The 15,781-nt window shown below is 72.7% G+C and carries 16 protein-coding genes; 7 read left to right on the forward strand and 9 right to left on the reverse strand.

Going from position 1 to position 15,781, the window contains the following annotated elements:
* Window positions 1-581: hypothetical protein (locus tag ACLU3S_RS29520; protein ID WP_413955019.1), on the forward strand; the 581-nt coding region annotated here is incomplete at its 5' end.
* Here ACLU3S_RS29520 and ACLU3S_RS29525 read toward each other — a convergent pair.
* A complete protein-coding gene (locus ACLU3S_RS29525; protein WP_413955020.1) occupies window positions 570-980 on the reverse strand; it encodes a DUF1992 domain-containing protein in 411 nt (136 codons plus the stop codon). The genes ACLU3S_RS29520 and ACLU3S_RS29525 overlap by 12 nt on opposite strands.
* A 103-nt stretch (window positions 981-1,083) precedes the next feature.
* On the opposite strand from ACLU3S_RS29525, the gene ACLU3S_RS29530 reads away from it, so the two are divergent.
* A complete protein-coding gene (locus tag ACLU3S_RS29530; protein ID WP_413955021.1) occupies window positions 1,084-1,476 on the forward strand; it encodes a hypothetical protein in 393 nt (130 codons plus the stop codon).
* A gap of 67 nt (window positions 1,477-1,543) precedes the next feature.
* On the opposite strand, the gene ACLU3S_RS29535 is transcribed toward ACLU3S_RS29530, so the two are convergent.
* Entirely contained in the window at window positions 1,544-2,215 is a 672-nt protein-coding gene (locus ACLU3S_RS29535; RefSeq protein ID WP_413955022.1) for an O-methyltransferase, read from the reverse strand.
* A 116-nt stretch (window positions 2,216-2,331) separates the two neighbouring features.
* Window positions 2,332-3,123 carry a TetR/AcrR family transcriptional regulator gene (locus ACLU3S_RS29540; RefSeq protein WP_413955023.1) on the reverse strand — a complete coding sequence of 264 codons (792 nt, stop codon included), beginning with the start codon at window positions 3,121-3,123 and terminating at the stop codon, window positions 2,332-2,334.
* Between the two features lie 196 nt (window positions 3,124-3,319).
* On the opposite strand from ACLU3S_RS29540, the gene ACLU3S_RS29545 reads away from it, so the two are divergent.
* Entirely contained in the window at window positions 3,320-5,032 is a 1,713-nt protein-coding gene (locus ACLU3S_RS29545) for an MFS transporter (RefSeq protein WP_413955024.1), read from the forward strand.
* A gap of 103 nt (window positions 5,033-5,135) precedes the next feature.
* Here ACLU3S_RS29545 and proP read toward each other — a convergent pair whose 3' ends face one another.
* Window positions 5,136-6,479 carry a glycine betaine/L-proline transporter ProP gene (gene proP, locus ACLU3S_RS29550; protein ID WP_413955033.1) on the reverse strand — a complete coding sequence of 448 codons (1,344 nt, stop codon included), beginning with the start codon at window positions 6,477-6,479 and terminating at the stop codon, window positions 5,136-5,138.
* Window positions 6,480-6,909: 430 nt separating this feature from the next.
* Here proP and ACLU3S_RS29555 point away from each other — a divergent pair, with 430 nt between their 5' ends.
* Entirely contained in the window at window positions 6,910-8,949 is a 2,040-nt protein-coding gene (locus ACLU3S_RS29555) for a bifunctional glycosyltransferase 87/phosphatase PAP2 family protein (RefSeq protein WP_413955025.1), read from the forward strand.
* Here the strand turns inward: ACLU3S_RS29555 and ACLU3S_RS29560 are convergent.
* Window positions 8,896-9,261 carry an ATP-binding protein gene (locus tag ACLU3S_RS29560; protein ID WP_413955034.1) on the reverse strand — a complete coding sequence of 122 codons (366 nt, stop codon included), beginning with the start codon at window positions 9,259-9,261 and terminating at the stop codon, window positions 8,896-8,898. The two genes, ACLU3S_RS29555 and ACLU3S_RS29560, sit on opposite strands and share 54 nt — an antisense overlap.
* A gap of 112 nt (window positions 9,262-9,373) precedes the next feature.
* Here ACLU3S_RS29560 and ACLU3S_RS29565 point away from each other — a divergent pair, with 112 nt between their 5' ends.
* Together ACLU3S_RS29565 and ACLU3S_RS29570 are read left to right on the forward strand one after the other, a co-directional pair.
* The gene (locus ACLU3S_RS29565) at window positions 9,374-10,201 is read left to right on the forward strand and encodes a helix-turn-helix domain-containing protein (protein ID WP_413955026.1); all 828 of its coding nucleotides are present in this window, start codon (window positions 9,374-9,376) and stop codon (window positions 10,199-10,201) included.
* Window positions 10,182-10,439, forward strand: coding sequence for a DUF397 domain-containing protein (locus ACLU3S_RS29570; RefSeq protein ID WP_413955027.1), 258 nt, complete (start codon window positions 10,182-10,184; stop codon window positions 10,437-10,439). Before ACLU3S_RS29565 ends, ACLU3S_RS29570 begins: the two co-directional genes overlap by 20 nt.
* Here ACLU3S_RS29570 and ACLU3S_RS29575 read toward each other — a convergent pair.
* A complete protein-coding gene (locus tag ACLU3S_RS29575; RefSeq protein ID WP_413955028.1) occupies window positions 10,423-11,592 on the reverse strand; it encodes a steroid 3-ketoacyl-CoA thiolase in 1,170 nt (389 codons plus the stop codon). The genes ACLU3S_RS29570 and ACLU3S_RS29575 overlap by 17 nt on opposite strands.
* Before the next feature lie 229 nt (window positions 11,593-11,821).
* Here ACLU3S_RS29575 and ACLU3S_RS29580 point away from each other — a divergent pair, with 229 nt between their 5' ends.
* A complete protein-coding gene (locus ACLU3S_RS29580; protein WP_413955029.1) occupies window positions 11,822-13,057 on the forward strand; it encodes a cytochrome P450 in 1,236 nt (411 codons plus the stop codon).
* An 84-nt stretch (window positions 13,058-13,141) separates the two neighbouring features.
* Here ACLU3S_RS29580 and ACLU3S_RS29585 read toward each other — a convergent pair whose 3' ends face one another.
* From ACLU3S_RS29585 to ACLU3S_RS29595, 3 genes are all read right to left on the reverse strand, one after another.
* Window positions 13,142-13,831: a YoaK family protein gene (locus tag ACLU3S_RS29585; RefSeq protein ID WP_413955030.1), complete on the reverse strand. Its 690-nt coding sequence runs from the start codon at window positions 13,829-13,831 to the stop codon at window positions 13,142-13,144.
* A gap of 182 nt (window positions 13,832-14,013) precedes the next feature.
* Window positions 14,014-14,850 (reverse strand): ECF transporter S component, encoded by an 837-nt coding sequence (locus ACLU3S_RS29590; RefSeq protein ID WP_413955031.1) that lies wholly within the window; start codon window positions 14,848-14,850, stop codon window positions 14,014-14,016.
* The coding region (locus tag ACLU3S_RS29595; protein WP_413955032.1) for an ATP-binding cassette domain-containing protein at window positions 14,847-15,781 on the reverse strand (935 nt) is incomplete at its 5' end. The genes ACLU3S_RS29590 and ACLU3S_RS29595, both read right to left, overlap by 4 nt.

Raw genomic sequence — 15,781 nt, forward strand, 5'->3', positions numbered from 1 at the left:
GCCCCACGGCGGGCGGCGCGAGCCGGCCCGGCACGGAGGACCTGGGCACCGGGGGTGACGGCGCACGGGCCGGGATACGGGAGCGGTCGATGGGCGCGGGCGGCGAGGAGCACCTCGGCGGGTCCGCCCCCGGCGGACCCGCGACGGCGGAGGACGACATGCCGGACGACGGCCTGGGCGTACCCACCGCCGGGCAGGTCACCGGCCGCGAGGCGGCCACGGACGTCTGGCCGGCGGCGCCGGCCGGGCCTTGCTCCGGTGCCGCTGAGAGCGAGAGCGGCCCCTCCGGGCACGGCGCCCCGCTGCTGCCGCACGACGAGACCGACCGGTGGGAGCAGCGGATACGGCAGGTGAGCGCCGCGTTCGTGGACGAGCCCCGGGCCGCCGTCGAGCAGGCCGACCGTGCGCTGGAGGAGATCGCCGCGCGTTTCGACGAGGCCGTGGCCCGGCGCCGGCGCACCCTGCGCATGGCGTGGGAGGGCGAGGAGGGCCGCACCACGGACGCCGGGAACGACACCGAGCAGCTGCGGCTCGCGTTGCGTGACTACCGGGAGCTGGCCGGACGCCTGCTACACCTCTGACGCCCGAAGCCGCCGCCACTGGCGTACGACCTCCTCGACGTCGTACGGCTTCTTCCCCAGCGGGGGACCGGGCGGCGGCTTGAACATCATGTCGCGGATCTTGACGTTGACGTCCTCGATGATCTTCCGGGCGATCCGCTCGGAGGGGGCCGCGTACGCCGCCGCCAGCGCGTCCTCGGCCTCTTTGCGCAGGGCCAGGGAGGGCGGCAGCACGGCCAGCCCCTCGCGCGCCATCTTGCGCTTCACCCACCACAGTTCGTCATGGGCGGAGTCGAGATCGGAGGGCAGCGGGCGGCCGGCCCCCGGCAGCCGCTCGAACTCACCGCGCGCCTGCGCGTCGCGGATCTGCCGGTCGGCCCAGGACTCGAACGGCACCCCAGGTGGCTTTCGCTCGGTCATGAACCCCATTGTGCCGGACGCCGCCCGGCCGGGCGTTTTATCATGCGGCGGCGGTCCGTACGCGGACCGCCCACCGTGCAAGGACGCTTCAGGGGGAACGCGCGTGCTCGAACTGACCATGGCCACCGTCTCCGGGGCCGACGCGGGTGCCACCGCCGGGATGACGATGGCGGAGGTGCCGAGCGAGCCGGGCGCCGCGCTGCGGGTCGGCCGCGACGGGTCCGTGTGCCGGCTGGTCACCCCCGAGGACTGGCTGTTCGTCTCCCGCGTCCACCTGGAGTTCGTCTGCGGACCCGACGGCACCTGGCACCTGACCTGGCTGCGCGGCTCGCAGACCGAGCCGGCGTCCGAGGTGCGGCTGACCGTGGGGGAGCACACGCAGCCCCTCGCCTACGGCGCGACCGTCCCGCTCCCGCACGGCGGCTCCGGCGAGATCGTCGTCCACGACCGCACCGCCCCCCGCAGCGTCAACGTCGGCTTCTACCACGAGGCCTGACACACCCGCCTGCCCGCCGGGCCCGGCTCACCCCAGCGCCCGGGCGGGGCGGGCCGGGGCCGGTCGGTCAGGCCAGTACGCGGGCCAGGGCGAAGCCGTCGTGGCCCTTGTGGCCGACCGTCTGGAGGGCGGTGCCGGTGAGTCTGGGGTGGGTGGCGATCAGCTCGATGGCGGCGCGGGTGCCGACGACGTCCGGCTCGGTGCTGCCGGCGTCCAGGACGCGGCCGCCGCGCACCACGTTGTCCACGACGATCAGGCTGCCCGCACGGGTGAGCCGCAGCGCCCACTCGACGTAGTGCGCGTTGTTGGCCTTGTCGGCGTCGATGAAGACCAGGTCGAAGGGGGCGGGGTTCTCGTCGGCCAGCTTGGGCAGCGACTCCAGGGCCGGTCCCACCCGCACCTCCGCGATCCGGTCCAGGCCCGCGCGGGCGATGTTCCGGGTGGCCACCTCGGCGTGCTTGGCGCTGTACTCCAGCGAGATCAGCCTGCCGTCCTCGGGCAGCGCGCGGGCCAGCCAGATCGTGCTGTACCCGCCGAGCGTGCCGATCTCCAGGATGTGGTGGGCTCCCTGCACCTGCGCGAGCAGCTGCAGGAACTTGCCCTGGGCGGCCGTGACCCCGATGTCGGGCAGCCCCGCGGCCGCGTTGTCCGTCAGGGCAGCCCGCAGCGCGTCGTCGTCGGGCGAGAGTTGGCTGGTGAAGTAGTCGTCGACGTCGTCCCAGAGCTGCGACCCGCTCATGCGTCTGCTGCCTTTCCCGAGTGTCTGCCCAAGGCACCTCTGCCCTGCCCGCCACGATCATCTCAGCCGAGTGCCGCCCAGGGGGCGATCACCGGCCAATGCGCGGGGTGGGGGAGTCAGCGGGCGCCGTCGCGGGGCGGCTCCGGTTGCGGCAGGTAGCTCGCCAGGCCGCGCAGGATGATCTCCAGGCCGATGTCGAACCTCTCGTCGGAGGAGTCGCTCACCATCAGCCCGGCCAGGGCGCGCAGGTGCGGGAAGTCCGCCGCGGGCAGGGACGCGAAGTAGTCCCGCATCCGGTCGGCCATCTCGCGCCAGTCGGGGCGGGCCAGGGAGGCGCCGTCGCCGCCCTCCCGGCCGGCCCGGTCCTGCCACATGCCCTCCTCCAGGACGAACCCGTCGATGTAGGTGGACAGGAGGTCACCGGCCTCCGCCGCGATGCGGTCCGGCAGCCCGGCGGTGCGGAAGATGGCGAGCAACGTCTCGACGTGCGGCAGCAGTTCGGCGGTGAAGGGGACGTGCGCCATGGAGATGCGGGCCATGTCCCGGTGCGACAGCAGGCGCTGCCGCCCGGCACGGGCGTAGTCCCGCACCTGCTCCTGCCACCGCTCCGGGTCGGCCTCGGGCATCTCGACGCCGTCGAAGAGCCGCGCGTACATCAGCTCCAGCAGGTCGTCCTTGGAGCTGACGTGGGCGTAGAGGGCGGAGACCGTCACGCCGAGTTCGGCCGCGACCCGGCGCATCGACAGCCCGTCGAGCCCCTCGCGGTCCAGCACGGTGAAGGCCGCCTCGACGATGCGGTCCCGGGACAGCGGGGCGCGCGCGGGAGCGGCCTGGGCGCGGGCGGGGCGCCTGCGCTCCCAGGGGGACGGCGGAGGGGATGCGGGGGTGCCGGCGGCCGCGTCGCTCATGGCCCCAGTCTAGGCGCCGGGAGAACAGTGTTCTCCCGCGGTGAGCTGCGGCCCTCTGGGCACCGGGACCGGGTGACGCGATATATCTTGTCAGTCACTCGCGATTGCGCTATATCTTAATGAACACTGTTCTCTGGGTGAGCGATGTTCTGTTACGGTGAACAGCGTTCTCCATCCGTTCTTCCGAGGAGTCTCCATGTCCACCACCGGAGTCGCGTCCGCCGAGACGCACACCGACTCCCCGGCGCCCTACCGGTGGCGCTGGGCTGCGCTCTTCGTGATCCTCGCGGCCGAGGTGATGGATCTCCTCGACGCCGTCGTCACCAACATCGCCGGGCCCTCCATGCGGGCCGACCTGGGCGGCGGCGCCTCCACGCTGCAGTGGCTCGCCGCCGCGTACACCCTCTCGATGGCCGTCGGGCTCGTCACCGGAGGCCGGCTCGGCGACATCCACGGACGCCGCCGGATGTTCCTGGTGGGCGCCGCCGGCTTCACCGCGGGTTCGCTGCTGTGCGCGGTGTCCGTGTCGCCCGGGATGCTGATCACCGCCCGCGTCGCGCAGGGGCTGTTCGGCGCGGTGATGCTGCCGCAGGGCCTCGGCATGATCAAGGAGATGTTCCCGCCCAAGGAGTCGCAGAAGGCCTTCGGCATGTTCGGCCCGATCATGGGGCTGTCCGCGGTGTGCGGGCCGGTCCTGGCGGGCTGGCTCGTCGACGCCGACTACTTCGGCACCGGCTGGCGGATGATCTTCCTGATCAACCTGCCGCTGGGCGCCGCCGCCTTCCTCGGCGCCCTGCGCTACCTGCCGAGGGGCCGCTCCGGCACCCGGCCGCGCCTGGACGTCCCCGGCATGCTCCTGGTCTCGCTCGGCGCGCTGCTCATCATCTTCCCGCTGGTCCAGGGCCGTGAGTACGACTGGCCGGTGTGGACCTTCGCGATGATGGCGGCCTCGCTCGCCGTGTTCGCCGTCTTCGGCGCCTACGAGTCCCGCCGCAGCAAGGCGGGCCTGGACCCGCTGGTCGTCCCCAGCCTGTTCCGCAAGCGCGGCTTCAGCGGCGGCATGACCCTCGGGCTGGTGTTCTTCTCGACCATGCAGGGCTTCATGCTGGTCTTCAACCTCTACACCCAGATCGGCCTCGGCTACTCGCCGCTCAAGGCCGGCCTGGTGATGGTGCCCTGGTCGGGCGGCATGATCGTCGGCTTCGGGGTCGCCCAGGGCGTCGCCCGGTTCGGACGGGCCGTGCTGCAGGCGGGGGCGCTGGTCATGGCGCTCGGCGTGTTCGGCGTGTGGCTGACCCTGGACCGGGTCGGCGGCGGCGTCGGCCCCTGGCAGCTGCTGCCCGCCCTGCTCGTCACCGGCATCGGCATGGGCCTGCTCATGGCGCCGTTCTTCGACATCGTCCTCGCCAGCGTCGAGCAGCACGAGACGGGCTCGGCGTCCGGCACGATGACCGCGATGCAGCAGCTCGGCGGCGCCTTCGGCGTGGCGCTGCTCGGCACCGTGTTCTTCGGCCTGCTGGGCGGCGGCATCGCCACCGCCGTCGACCACCACGCGGACGGCCTGCGGCGGCAGCTCGCCGCCGCGCAGGTCGCGCCCGCCGCCCGCGACCGCGTCGTGGCCGACCTGCGCCGTTGCGCCTCGGACCGCGCCGTGGCCAAGGACCCGGCCGCGACCCCGGCGTCCTGCGCGCGCCTGGAGAAGGACGCCCGGTCCGCCGTGACCTCGCCCCAGGCGGGCGCCCGCGTCCCCGCCGCCCTGCAGGCCACGGCGTCCTCGGCCTTCCGCAGCGGGTTCGGCACGGTCATGAAGACGGTGCTGTGGATCGTCGACGGCATGCTCGCGCTGACCTTCCTGCTCGCCTTCCTCCTGCCCCGCCACGCCCGCCCGGAGCAGTCCGCGGGCCACTGACCCGGTCCGCACCGGCACCGGGAGACGACAACGGCCGGGCGGTCTCGAAAAGAGACCGCCCGGCCGCGGTGTCCCCGGCCCCCTTCGGCACAGCCGCCGGCGGCTACCGCTGCTCGACCGACGGGGCCGAGCCCGGCAGCGGCCGGCCCGCGGACTCCGTGATGCGCCATACGGCGAAGCCGCCCACGACGGCCGCGGCCATCATGTAGTACGCGGGCATCATCACGTTGCCCGTCGCCCCGATCAGCGCGGTGACCACCAGCGGGGTGGTGCCGCCGAACAGGGACACCGACACGTTGAAGCCGATCGACAGGGAGCCGTAGCGGACCCGGGTCGGGAAGAGCGCGGGCAGCGCGGCCGGCATGGCCGCGGTGAAGCAGACCAGCAGCAGGCCCAGCGCGCCCATGCCGAGCGCGACCGCGAGCAGGCTGCCCTGACGGATCAGGAGCAGGGCCGGGACGGACAGGAGCAGGAAGCCGGCACAGCCCGCCGCGATCACCGGACGGCGGCCGACCCGGTCGGTCAGCGCGCCGGCGAACGGCTGGACGATCATCATCAGGGCCATCACGCCGAGCACCACCAGCAGCCCGTGCGTCTCGTCGTACTTCAGCTCACTGGTCAGGTAGCTCGGCATGTACGACAGCAGCATGTAGTCGGTGACGTTGAAGACGAGCACCAGGCCCATGCACAGCAGCAGCGCCCGCCACTGGCCCGCGACCATCTCGCGCAGCGGCACCTTCGGCCGGGCCGCCTCCGCCTTCTCGACCTCGGCCGCGAACGCCGGGGTCTCCTCCAGCCGCATCCGCAGGTACAGGCCGATGATGCCCATCGGACCCGCGATCAGGAACGGCACGCGCCAGCCCCAGGAGAGCAGGTCGTGGGAGGACAGCACGGCCGTCATCACCGTGACCAGACCCGCGCCGCCGATGTAGCCCGCGAGCGTGCCGAACTCCAGCCAGCTGCCGAAGAAGCCGCGCTTCTTGTCCGGCGCGTACTCGGCGATGAACGTCGAGGCGCCCGCGTACTCGCCGCCGGTGGAGAAGCCCTGCACCAGACGGGCGGCCAGCAGGAGCAGTGGGGCGCCGACGCCGATCGCGCCGTACGACGGGATCAGGCCGATCGCGAACGTGCCCGCCGCCATCATGATCATCGTCACGGCGAGGACCTTCTGCCGGCCCACCCGGTCGCCCAGCGGGCCGAAGACCATGCCGCCCAGCGGGCGGACCACGAAGGCCGCCGCGAAGGCGCCGAAGGTCGACAGCAGCTGCGCGGTCGGGCTGCCGGACGGGAAGAAGACCTTGCCCAGGGTGACGGCGATGTAGCTGTAGACGCCGAAGTCGAACCACTCCATGGCGTTGCCGACCGCGGCCGCCTTCACGGCGCGCCTGACCAGCGCTGGGTCGGTGACGGTGACGTCGCGGGCCTGGACGGCCCGCCGGGTCTTCAGGTGCTGGGTGTGCGGGGTAACAGCTGCGGCGCTCGCCAAAACGGGGCTCGCCTACCTTTCGACGGGGACAGGACACGGCCCGGGACGGCGGCTGTGACGTGCGACGGGCCGAAGGGCGACCATAGACAGAGGAGGGCCTGTCACGGTCCGCGCGCATATCGATGCATAGGGCAGCTGAATGGTGCGTACGCAGGTACGTCTGCCCGCTCGCGCCCCTGCCCTCCGGCCCGTCGCTGTGATGCTTCTCGCGCCCCGCGGGCGCAACCGCACCGGCCTCCCACTATCGTCGTCCGGACCAAAGACGGACGGACGACAGGTGAATCAGGGGTGGCCCGCGTCCTGTCCAGGGGGCCTGTGAGCCTCATAGGGTTCGCAGAGGGAATCCGGGCGGCCCACGCCCGGGACGAACGGGGCGGGAGGCCGACGAGGCGTGGCGAACGTGGAGCGCAGCGGGCGACCGGCGGATGCCTTCGGTGCGAGCGCGGAAGGGGCACGCCTGCGTGCGGCCCGGCTCGCGCTCTGGGCAGTAGCGGCGGTGCTCGCGATCCGGGAGATGGCCGTCGTCCTCACCACCCCGAGCGGGGACCGGCTCACCGACCTGGAGACCTGGGTCGGACCGCACGGCGTCCTGCACGTGAAGGGCTCGCTCTACGACTCGACCCGGTTCACCGGCACCCCCTTCGCCGGCCTGGTCCTCAAGCCCCTCACGCGCTCCGCCGAGCAGGCCCTCGGCTGGGGCTGGACCTTCGGCACCCTGCTGCTGGTCGCCGCCCTGGGGCTGATCGCCGCCCGGGCGCTGCCCCAGCCCGTCAGCCGCCGTACCTCCCTGCTGGCCGCGCCCGTCGCGATCAGCCTGCTCATGGTCTCGCTGCCGGTCCGCAACGCCCTGTGGCTCGGCCAGACCAGCATCATCCCGGTGCTGCTGGTCCTGCTCGGCTGCTTCACCGTCCGCGGGGAGCGCACCAGCGGCCTGTGCATAGGCGTGGCGGCCGCCCTCCAGCCCACCGTGCTCCTCTTCGCCCCGCTGCTGTGGTTCACCGGCCGCCGCCGGGCCGCCCTCACCACGGCCGGCACCTTCGCCGCCTGCACCGCGCTCGCCTGGGCGGCGATGCCCCACGATTCGTACACCTACTGGGTGCACCACATGGCCGGCGTCGGCCTCGGCGGCAAGGCCGACGCCCTCGGCAACCAGTCCCTGCACGGCGCCCTGCTCCGCCTGGACCTCACCGGCCCCCTGGAGATCGCGCTCTTTCTCGCCCTGAGCGCCGTCGTCGTCGCCCTCGCCGTGCGCCGCGCGGTCCGCTACGCCCACGACGGCCAGCTCCTGCTCGCTGTGGCGATCACCGGCTGCGCCGCCGTCACGGTGTCCCCCACCACCTGGCAGCACCAGCTGCTGTGGCTGCTGCTCGCGGTGGTCGGCCGGGTCGGCAGGCGGGCCTCCGACCGCTACGTCTGGCCCGTCGCCGTCGTCCTGGTGACCACCCTCCCGGCGAAGATGATGCTGCCGAACATGCCGGTGGTGTATCCGCTGCGGGACAACCTGGTGCTGCTCGCGGCCCTGGCCGCCGCCACGGCCGTCCCCTTCCTGTCCCGCACCTCGCCGTACTACCGGACCCCGATCGCGACCGAGTACGCCCCGCAGGTCCCGGCCCGCTTCGGCCGGGTCCCGCCGGCGCCCTTCCTGCGCCGGGTCCTGACCCGCCCGAACCTTCTGCTGGAGCTGCTGCTCATCCGGGTCGTGTACGCGGCCTACCAGCAGGTCCGGCTGGCCGCGACCGGCGGCACCATCTCCGGCGGCCGGGCGCGGGCCGAGCACCACGGGCACATCGTGCTCGACGTCGAACGCTTCCTGCACATCGACGTCGAGCACTGGGCCAACCACGCCGTGGTGAAGGTCGGCTGGCTGCGGGACTTCTTCGACTTCTACTACGAGTCCTTCCACTTCGTGGTCCCGCTGGCGGTCCTCGCCGTCCTCTACTGGCGCCGCCCGGTCGACTACCGCTGGGCCCGCGCCTCCCTCGGCTTCGCCACCTTCCTCGCCCTGATCGGCTTCTGGCTCTTCCCGCTGGCCCCGCCGCGCCTGATGCCCACCCTCGGCATCATCGACACCGTCCACGGCGTCCAGGACTTCTCCAAGCCGGACTACGGCACCCTGACCGCGCTCACCAACCAGTACGCGGCGATGCCGTCCCTGCACTTCGGCTGGGCCCTGTGGTGCGGCCTGGTCATCGCGGTCGTCGCCCCGAAGTGGTGGATGAAGGCCCTCGGCCTCCTGCACCCGCTGTTCACCGTCTCGGCCATCGTCGCGACCGGCAACCACTGGGTGCTGGACGCGGTCGGCGGCGCGCTGGTGGTCGGCGCGGGCTTCGGGCTGTCGTACGTCTTCCAGGGCCCGCGCGCCGCCGTCGCCGCCGCCTCAGTCCGTCCCGCACTCGAACCAGACCGTCTTTCCGCCGCCGACACCCGGTGACACGCCCCACTTGTCGACCACGGCGTCGAGCAGCATGAGCCCGCGCCCGCCCTCCGCGTCCCGGTCGGCCTCGCCCGGCACGCGGGGGAGCGGGGCGAAACCGTCGCTCACCTCGGCCCGGACCCCCGCCGTCTGCCGGGCCACGAGGACCGTGCAGCGGCGGTCCGGGACGTGCCGCACGACGTTCGTCACGAGCTCGCTCACGCCCAGCTCGACGGAATAGGCCAGTTCGGCCAGTTCCCACTCGTGCAGCAGCGAGCGGACGATCCGGCGGACGTGCCGCACGGAGTGCTCGCCGACGGTCAGGTGCATGCGGTACTGGGGGGTGTGGGGAATGTCGAGGTTCACAGGACGAGGCTGACCTGGGTTCACTACGGTGGGCTACAACCTGAACACAACGCGCTCCGCTGTGTGAGGAGGACTCGTGGTCAACATCAACACCCTCGACCCGAGCGCATCACCGCTCGACTACTACGGCTTCGAGCTGCGCCGCTTCCGGGAGACGGCCGGGCTCACGCAGAAGCAGCTCGGGGACATCATCAACTTCACGGCGTCCCTGGTGGGCCAGGTGGAGACGGCCCGGAAGCTGCCGACGCTCGACTTCAGCGAGCGGGCGGACGCTGCACTGTGCACGGGCGGGTTACTGTCCCGGCTCCAGCCGCTGGTGATGAGGAGTCAGCTTCCGGCTTGGTTTCAGCAGGTGGCGGAACTCCAGGCGCGGGCGACGGAGATCTGCGCCTTCGAGACGCACATGGTGCCAGGGCTGCTTCAGACTGCGGGTTACGCCCGTGCCGTGCTGGGGGCGATGGATGAGACGGACCTCGACGACCGAACCGCCGTACGACTCGCCCGCCAGCGCATCTTCGAGAAGATGGAGTCCCCGATCTACTGGCTGGTCCTGAGCGAGGGGGCGCTGCACCAGGAGATCGGCGGTCGCAAGGTCATGCGCGACCAGTTGGCTCACCTGTCGTGGTTCGAAACCAATCCTCGGATCAACGTGCAGATTCTGCCGTTTTCCGCTGGAGCGCACACCGGACTGCAAGGCTCGTTTGACGTGTACCGCTTTGCCGGTGACCCAGCCATCGTCTACACCGAGGGCTACGGGAGCGGGCATCCGACCGCTAGCCCGGACACGGTCAGGGATTGCTCGCTCCGTTACGATCACCTTCAAGCCGCCGCGCTCTCCATCAGGGAGTCGGCGGAGCTGATCCGGCGCGTGATGGAGGACCGCTATGGAGAGCAAGTGGCGTAAGTCCAGCTACAGCGGAGACCAGGGCGGCAACTGCGTCGAGTGCGCACCCCTCGGCGGCCTGGCCTGGCGCAAGTCGTCCTACAGCGGTGACCAAGGCGGTGATTGCGTGGAGATCGCCGACACCCCCTGCGCCACCATCGCCGTCCGAGACTCGAAGAACGCGGCGGGACCGGTCCTCTCCCTCGACCCCGCCGCGTTCTCCCGCTTCGTCGACTGGGCTGCTACAGCCGCTGAATGATCGTCCCGGTCGCCAGCCCCCCGCCCGCGCACATGGTGATCAGTGCGAACTCCTTGTCCGCGCGCTCCAGTTCGTGCAGGGCGGTGGTGATCAGGCGGGCTCCCGTCGCGCCGACGGGGTGGCCCAGGGCGATCGCACCGCCGTTGACGTTGACCTTCTCCAGGTCCTGCTCGAAGACCTGGGCCCAGCTCAACACCACGGACGCGAAGGCCTCGTTGATCTCCACGAGGTCGATGTCCGCGAGGGACATGCCGGCCTTGCCGAGGACGGCCTTGGTCGCGTCGATCGGGCCGTCCAGGTGGAAGTGGGGGTCGGCGCCCACGAGGGCCTGGGCCACGATCCGCGCCCGGGGCCTCAGCTTCAGGGCGCGCGCCATCCGCTTCGACGCCCACATGATCGCCGCGGCGCCGTCCGAGATCTGCGAGGAGTTGCCCGCGGTGTGGATCGCCCTCGGCATCACCGGCTTGAGGCCGGACAGCGCGTCCACGGTCGTGTCGCGCAGGCCCTCGTCCCGGTCGACCAGCCGCCACATGCCCTGCCCGGCGTACTGCTCCTCCTCGGTCGTCGGCACCTGCACGGCGAACGTCTCCCGCTTGAAGCGTTCCTCCGCCCAGGCCAGCGCCGCCCGCTCCTGCGACCGCAGGCCCAGCGCGTCGGCGTCCTGCCGGGTCAGGCCGCGCAGGCGGGCGATGCGCTCGGCCGCCTCGAACTGGTTGGGCAGGTCCACGTTCCACTCGTCGGGGAACGGCTTGCCGGGGCCGTGCTTGGAGCCGGAGCCCAGCGGGACCCGGGACATCGCCTCGACGCCGCAGCTGATGCCGACGTCGATCACGCCGGCGGCGACCATGTTGGCCACCATGTGCGAGGCCTGCTGGGAGGAGCCGCACTGGCAGTCGACCGTGGTCGCGGCGGTCTCGTACGGCAGGCCCATGGTCAGCCAGGCGGTGCGCGCCGGGTTCATGGACTGCTCGCCGGCGTGGGTCACCGTGCCGCCGACGATCTGCTCCACCGCGTCGGCGGGGATGCCGGTGCGGCCGAGGAGTTCACGGTAGGTCTCGCCCAGCAGATAGGCGGGGTGCAGGTTGGCGAGCGCGCCGCCGCGCTTGCCGATCGGGGTGCGTACGGCTTCGACGATCACGGGTTCGGCGGCCATGGGTGCGGGTCCTCTCCGAGAGGGCTCTCCTCCAGAACTAGAACGCGTACTAGTTCTGGGTGCAGTCTGCTGACACCGCGTCCGCCGCCGCAAGGGGCGTGCAGCCTCGGAAGTCGTGATCCGTGCGAATTTGCCGCGCATTGGGGTGGCCGGAAGTCTTGCTACTTGTAGAACCCGTTACTACGTTCACCGCACTCGCTGATGGTCCGTCAGATAGCTGGAGTCGCCGATGCACTGCCCAGCGCTGCCCGACGGGTTCGACCTCACCGACCCCGACCTGCTGCACCACCGCGTGCCCCTTCCGGAGTTCGCCGAGCTGCGCCGCACCGAGCCCGTCCGCTGGATCGCGCAGCCGCACGGCATCGCCGGCTTCGCCGACACCGGGTACTGGGCGGTGACCCGGCACGCGGACGTCAAGTACGTTTCCACGCACCCCGAACTCTTCTCCTCGTCCCTCAACACGGCCATCATCCGCTTCAACGCGCACATCGAACGCGGCGCGATCGACGCCCAGCGGCTGATCCTGCTCAACATGGACCCTCCGGAGCACACGCGGGTGCGCCAGATCGTGCAGCGCGGCTTCACGCCGCGCTCGATCCGCGCCCTGGAGGAGCGGCTGAGGGCCCGCGCCGAGTCGATCGTGGCGGCCGCCCGCGCCCGCTCGGGGCCCTTCGACTTCGTCACCGAGGTCGCCTGCGAACTGCCGTTGCAGGCCATCGCCGAGCTGATCGGCGTGCCCCAGGAGGACCGGTCCAAGATCTTCGACTGGTCCAACAGGATGATCGCCTACGACGATCCCGAGTACGCGATCACCGAGGAGGCCGGCGCGCGGTCGGCCGCCGAGATCATCGCCTACGCGATGAACATGGCCGCCGAGCGCAAGCGGTGCCCGGCGCACGACATCGTCACCACGCTGGTGGCGGCCGAGGACGAGGGCAACCTGAACTCCGACGAGTTCGGCTTCTTCGTGCTGATGCTGGCGGTCGCCGGCAACGAGACGACCCGCAACGCCATCACCCACGGCATGCACGCCTTCCTCACCCACCCCGGCCAGTGGGACCTGTTCAAGCGCGAGCGCCCGGCCACCACGGCCGAGGAGATCGTCCGCTGGGCGACCCCGGTCAACGCCTTCCAGCGGACGGCCACCCAGGACACCGAACTCGGCGGCGTGCGGATCGGGAAGGGCGAGCGGGTGGGCCTGTTCTACGCCTCCGCCAACCACGACCCGGCCGTCTTCACCGACCCCGACGCCTTCGACATCACCCGCGACCCCAACCCCCACCTGGGCTTCGGCGGCGGCGGCCCGCACTACTGCCTCGGCAAGTCGCTCGCCGTCCTCGAGATCGACCTGATCTTCAACGCGATCGCCGACGCCATGCCGGACCTGCGGCCGGCCGAGGCCCCGCGCCGCCTGCGCTCGGCGTGGATCAACGGCGTCAAGGAACTGAAGGTCACCACCGGCTGACCGGCGCCGCCGGCACACCCCGAGGGAGGCAGGAGCGCCCCTGTCCCCCGCCCCGGTTCCTGCCTCCCCCGAGGTGTGCCCCGCTCACTCGCGGCCCGACGCCACCACCGCCAGCAGCCCGGAGGCCGCCGCGGCGAGCGCCAGGGGGATGCCCAGGCCGTGGTGCAGGACCAGCCAGGCGCCCAGGCAGGCGCCGCCGAGCATGGCGAGCACCGAGGCCGTGCGGCGCGGGGAGCGGTGGCCCGTGGCGTCGCCGAGCCGGGACTCGGAGGCCAGGCCGGTCAGGGTCATCGTCAGGACCGTGGTCGTCAGATCGGGGACGCCCAGTTTGCGGACCGTGGCGTTGCGCAGGCCCATCGCGAACGCCGTGAGCGCGGTGAGCGCGTAGACCGTGCCGGTGGCGCCGGGCCGGGCGAAGGCGACCGCTGACGCCACGGCCACCAGGAGCGCCTCGGCCGCCAGCGTCAGCCGCGCCCACCGGCGCCGGGAACCCGCGCCGGCGCGCGCCGCCAACCGGCCGCCCGCCACCGCGCCCAGCAGGAAGCAGACCAGGGAGGTGGCGGTGTGGCTGACGGAGAAGCCGGGGGCACCGGCCGCCGCGAAGCCGAGCACGACCACGTTGCCGGTCATGTTGGCCGTGAAGACCCGGCCCAGGCCCAGGTAGCTCACGGCGTCGATGAGGCCGCTCACCACGGTCAGCGTCAAAAGCACGGCCACGAGACGCAGTCCGCGCGCCTCCGGGTCCGGTGAGGGCTGCGTGGTCGGCGTCGTCATCGTTCCTCCGGTCTCCGGGCGGAAAGGGGTCGGACACAGTACGGCGTGGTGCCGACCACTCCACCACGACATCGGCGTGCCGACCGGCAGGACCCGGACCTGCGCGCGCACCCCAGCCCGGCGGGGCGATCCGGATCAGGGCACGAGCGCTCGGCCGGCGCCGCGGCCGGGCGTGCCGCTCCTCACGTGCCGGGGCCCTCGAAGGTGACCGGCGTCTCGAAGGCCGCCCGCCGCGTGGCCCGGCGCAGCGCGCGCAGCACCGCCGGGCCGAGGACCACGGTCAGCACCACCGTGCAGACGGCCCGGCCCAGGTCCCAGCCGAGCGACGTGGCGAGGCAGTACGCCACGAAGCGGGCCAGGTTGGCGGGGACGGAGGCGTGCGGGTGGAAGGAGATGTCCGACGCCGCGGAGCCCAGGAACGGCCAGCCGGCCAGGTTCATGATCGTGCCGTAGGCGAAGGCCGCGAAAAAGCCGTACCCGGCCAGGAGCAGCACCTCGGCCCGGCCGCGCAGGCGCACCGGGCCCGGCAGCAGCCCCGCGCCCATCGTGAACCAGCCCATCGACAGCATCTGGAACGGCAGCCACGGCCCGACCCCGCCGGTCAGCAGCGCCGACGCGAACATCGTCACCGAGCCCAGCGCGAAGCCGAAACCCGGGCCGAGCACCCGACCGCTGAGCACCATCAGGAAGAACATCGGCTCGATTCCGGCCGTGCCCGCGCCGATCGGCCGCAGCGCCGCCCCGGTCGCCGCCAGCACGCCCAGCATGGCGACGGCCTTCGGGCCGAGGTCCGACTCGGAGATCGTCGCGGCCACGACCGCCACCAGCAGGATCAGCAGGCCCGCGAACAGCCACGGGGCGTCCTGGGCGTGGGCGCTCAGCTGCGAGGTGGGCGGGGCGAGGAAGGGCCAGCCGAAGGCGACCACGCCGACCGCGCCGACCAGGACCAGGGCCGCGACGGAGCGGGGACCCAGGCGCACGGCCCGGATCCGGGCGGCGGGCCGCGGGGAGGCGGTCATGCCAGGGCCTCCCGCACCTCGGACACCGTCAGCCACCGCTGCGGGGCCAGGATCTTCGTCACCTGCGGGGCGAAGGACGGGGACGACACCACGATCTCGGCCGTGGGGCCGTCCGCGATCACCTCGCCCTCGGCCAGCAGCACCACCCGGTGCGCGATCTCGGCGGCCAGTTCCACGTCGTGCGTGGCCAGCACGATCGCATGCCCCTGTGCGGCCAGCGCCCGCAGCACGTCCGCCAGGCGGGCCTTGGCCGCGTAGTCCAGGCCGCGCGTCGGCTCGTCGAGGAGGAGCAGCGGCGGGCGGGCGGTCAGGACGACGGCCAGGGCGAGCGCCAGGCACTGACCCTCGGACAGGTCCCGGGGGTGCGTGTCGTCCGCGACCCCCGGCAGCAGCCCGGACAGCAGGGCCCGGCAGGTACCGGGCTCGGCGCCCGCGTCCCGGTCGGCCGCCGCGCACTCCGCCGCCACGGTGTCGGCGTACAGCAGGTCGCGGGGGTCCTGCGGGACCAGCCCGACGTGGCGCACCAGGTCGCGGGGCGCGGTGCGGTGGGGGGTGAGGCCGTCCACCCGCACGGTGCCGGAGGCGGGTGCGACCAGGCCGACCAGCGAGCCGAGGAGGGTGGACTTCCCGGCGCCGTTGCGCCCCATGAGGGCGACCGTCTCGCCGGGGGTGACGGTGAGGTCGACCTGGCGCAGGGCGGTGATGCGGGCCCGGTGGACGGTGAGGGCGCGGGTCTCGGCGACGCTGCTCCCCGGTTCGGCGGGGGTCGCCGCGGGGCGGCGGCCGAACAGGCCCCGGCGCCGGGACGGGGTGGGTTTCACTCGTCCGCGCTCGTGCGGTGCCTCCCCCGTGCCCGGCTTCGCTCGCGCGGCGGGATCCCCGTCGCCCGCCCGTGCTGCGTCGGCGGCACGGGCGGCCGCGGCCGAGGCGA

This window comes from Streptomyces sp. AF1A, from assembly GCF_047340315.1.
Lineage (GTDB): Bacteria > Actinomycetota > Actinomycetes > Streptomycetales > Streptomycetaceae > Streptomyces.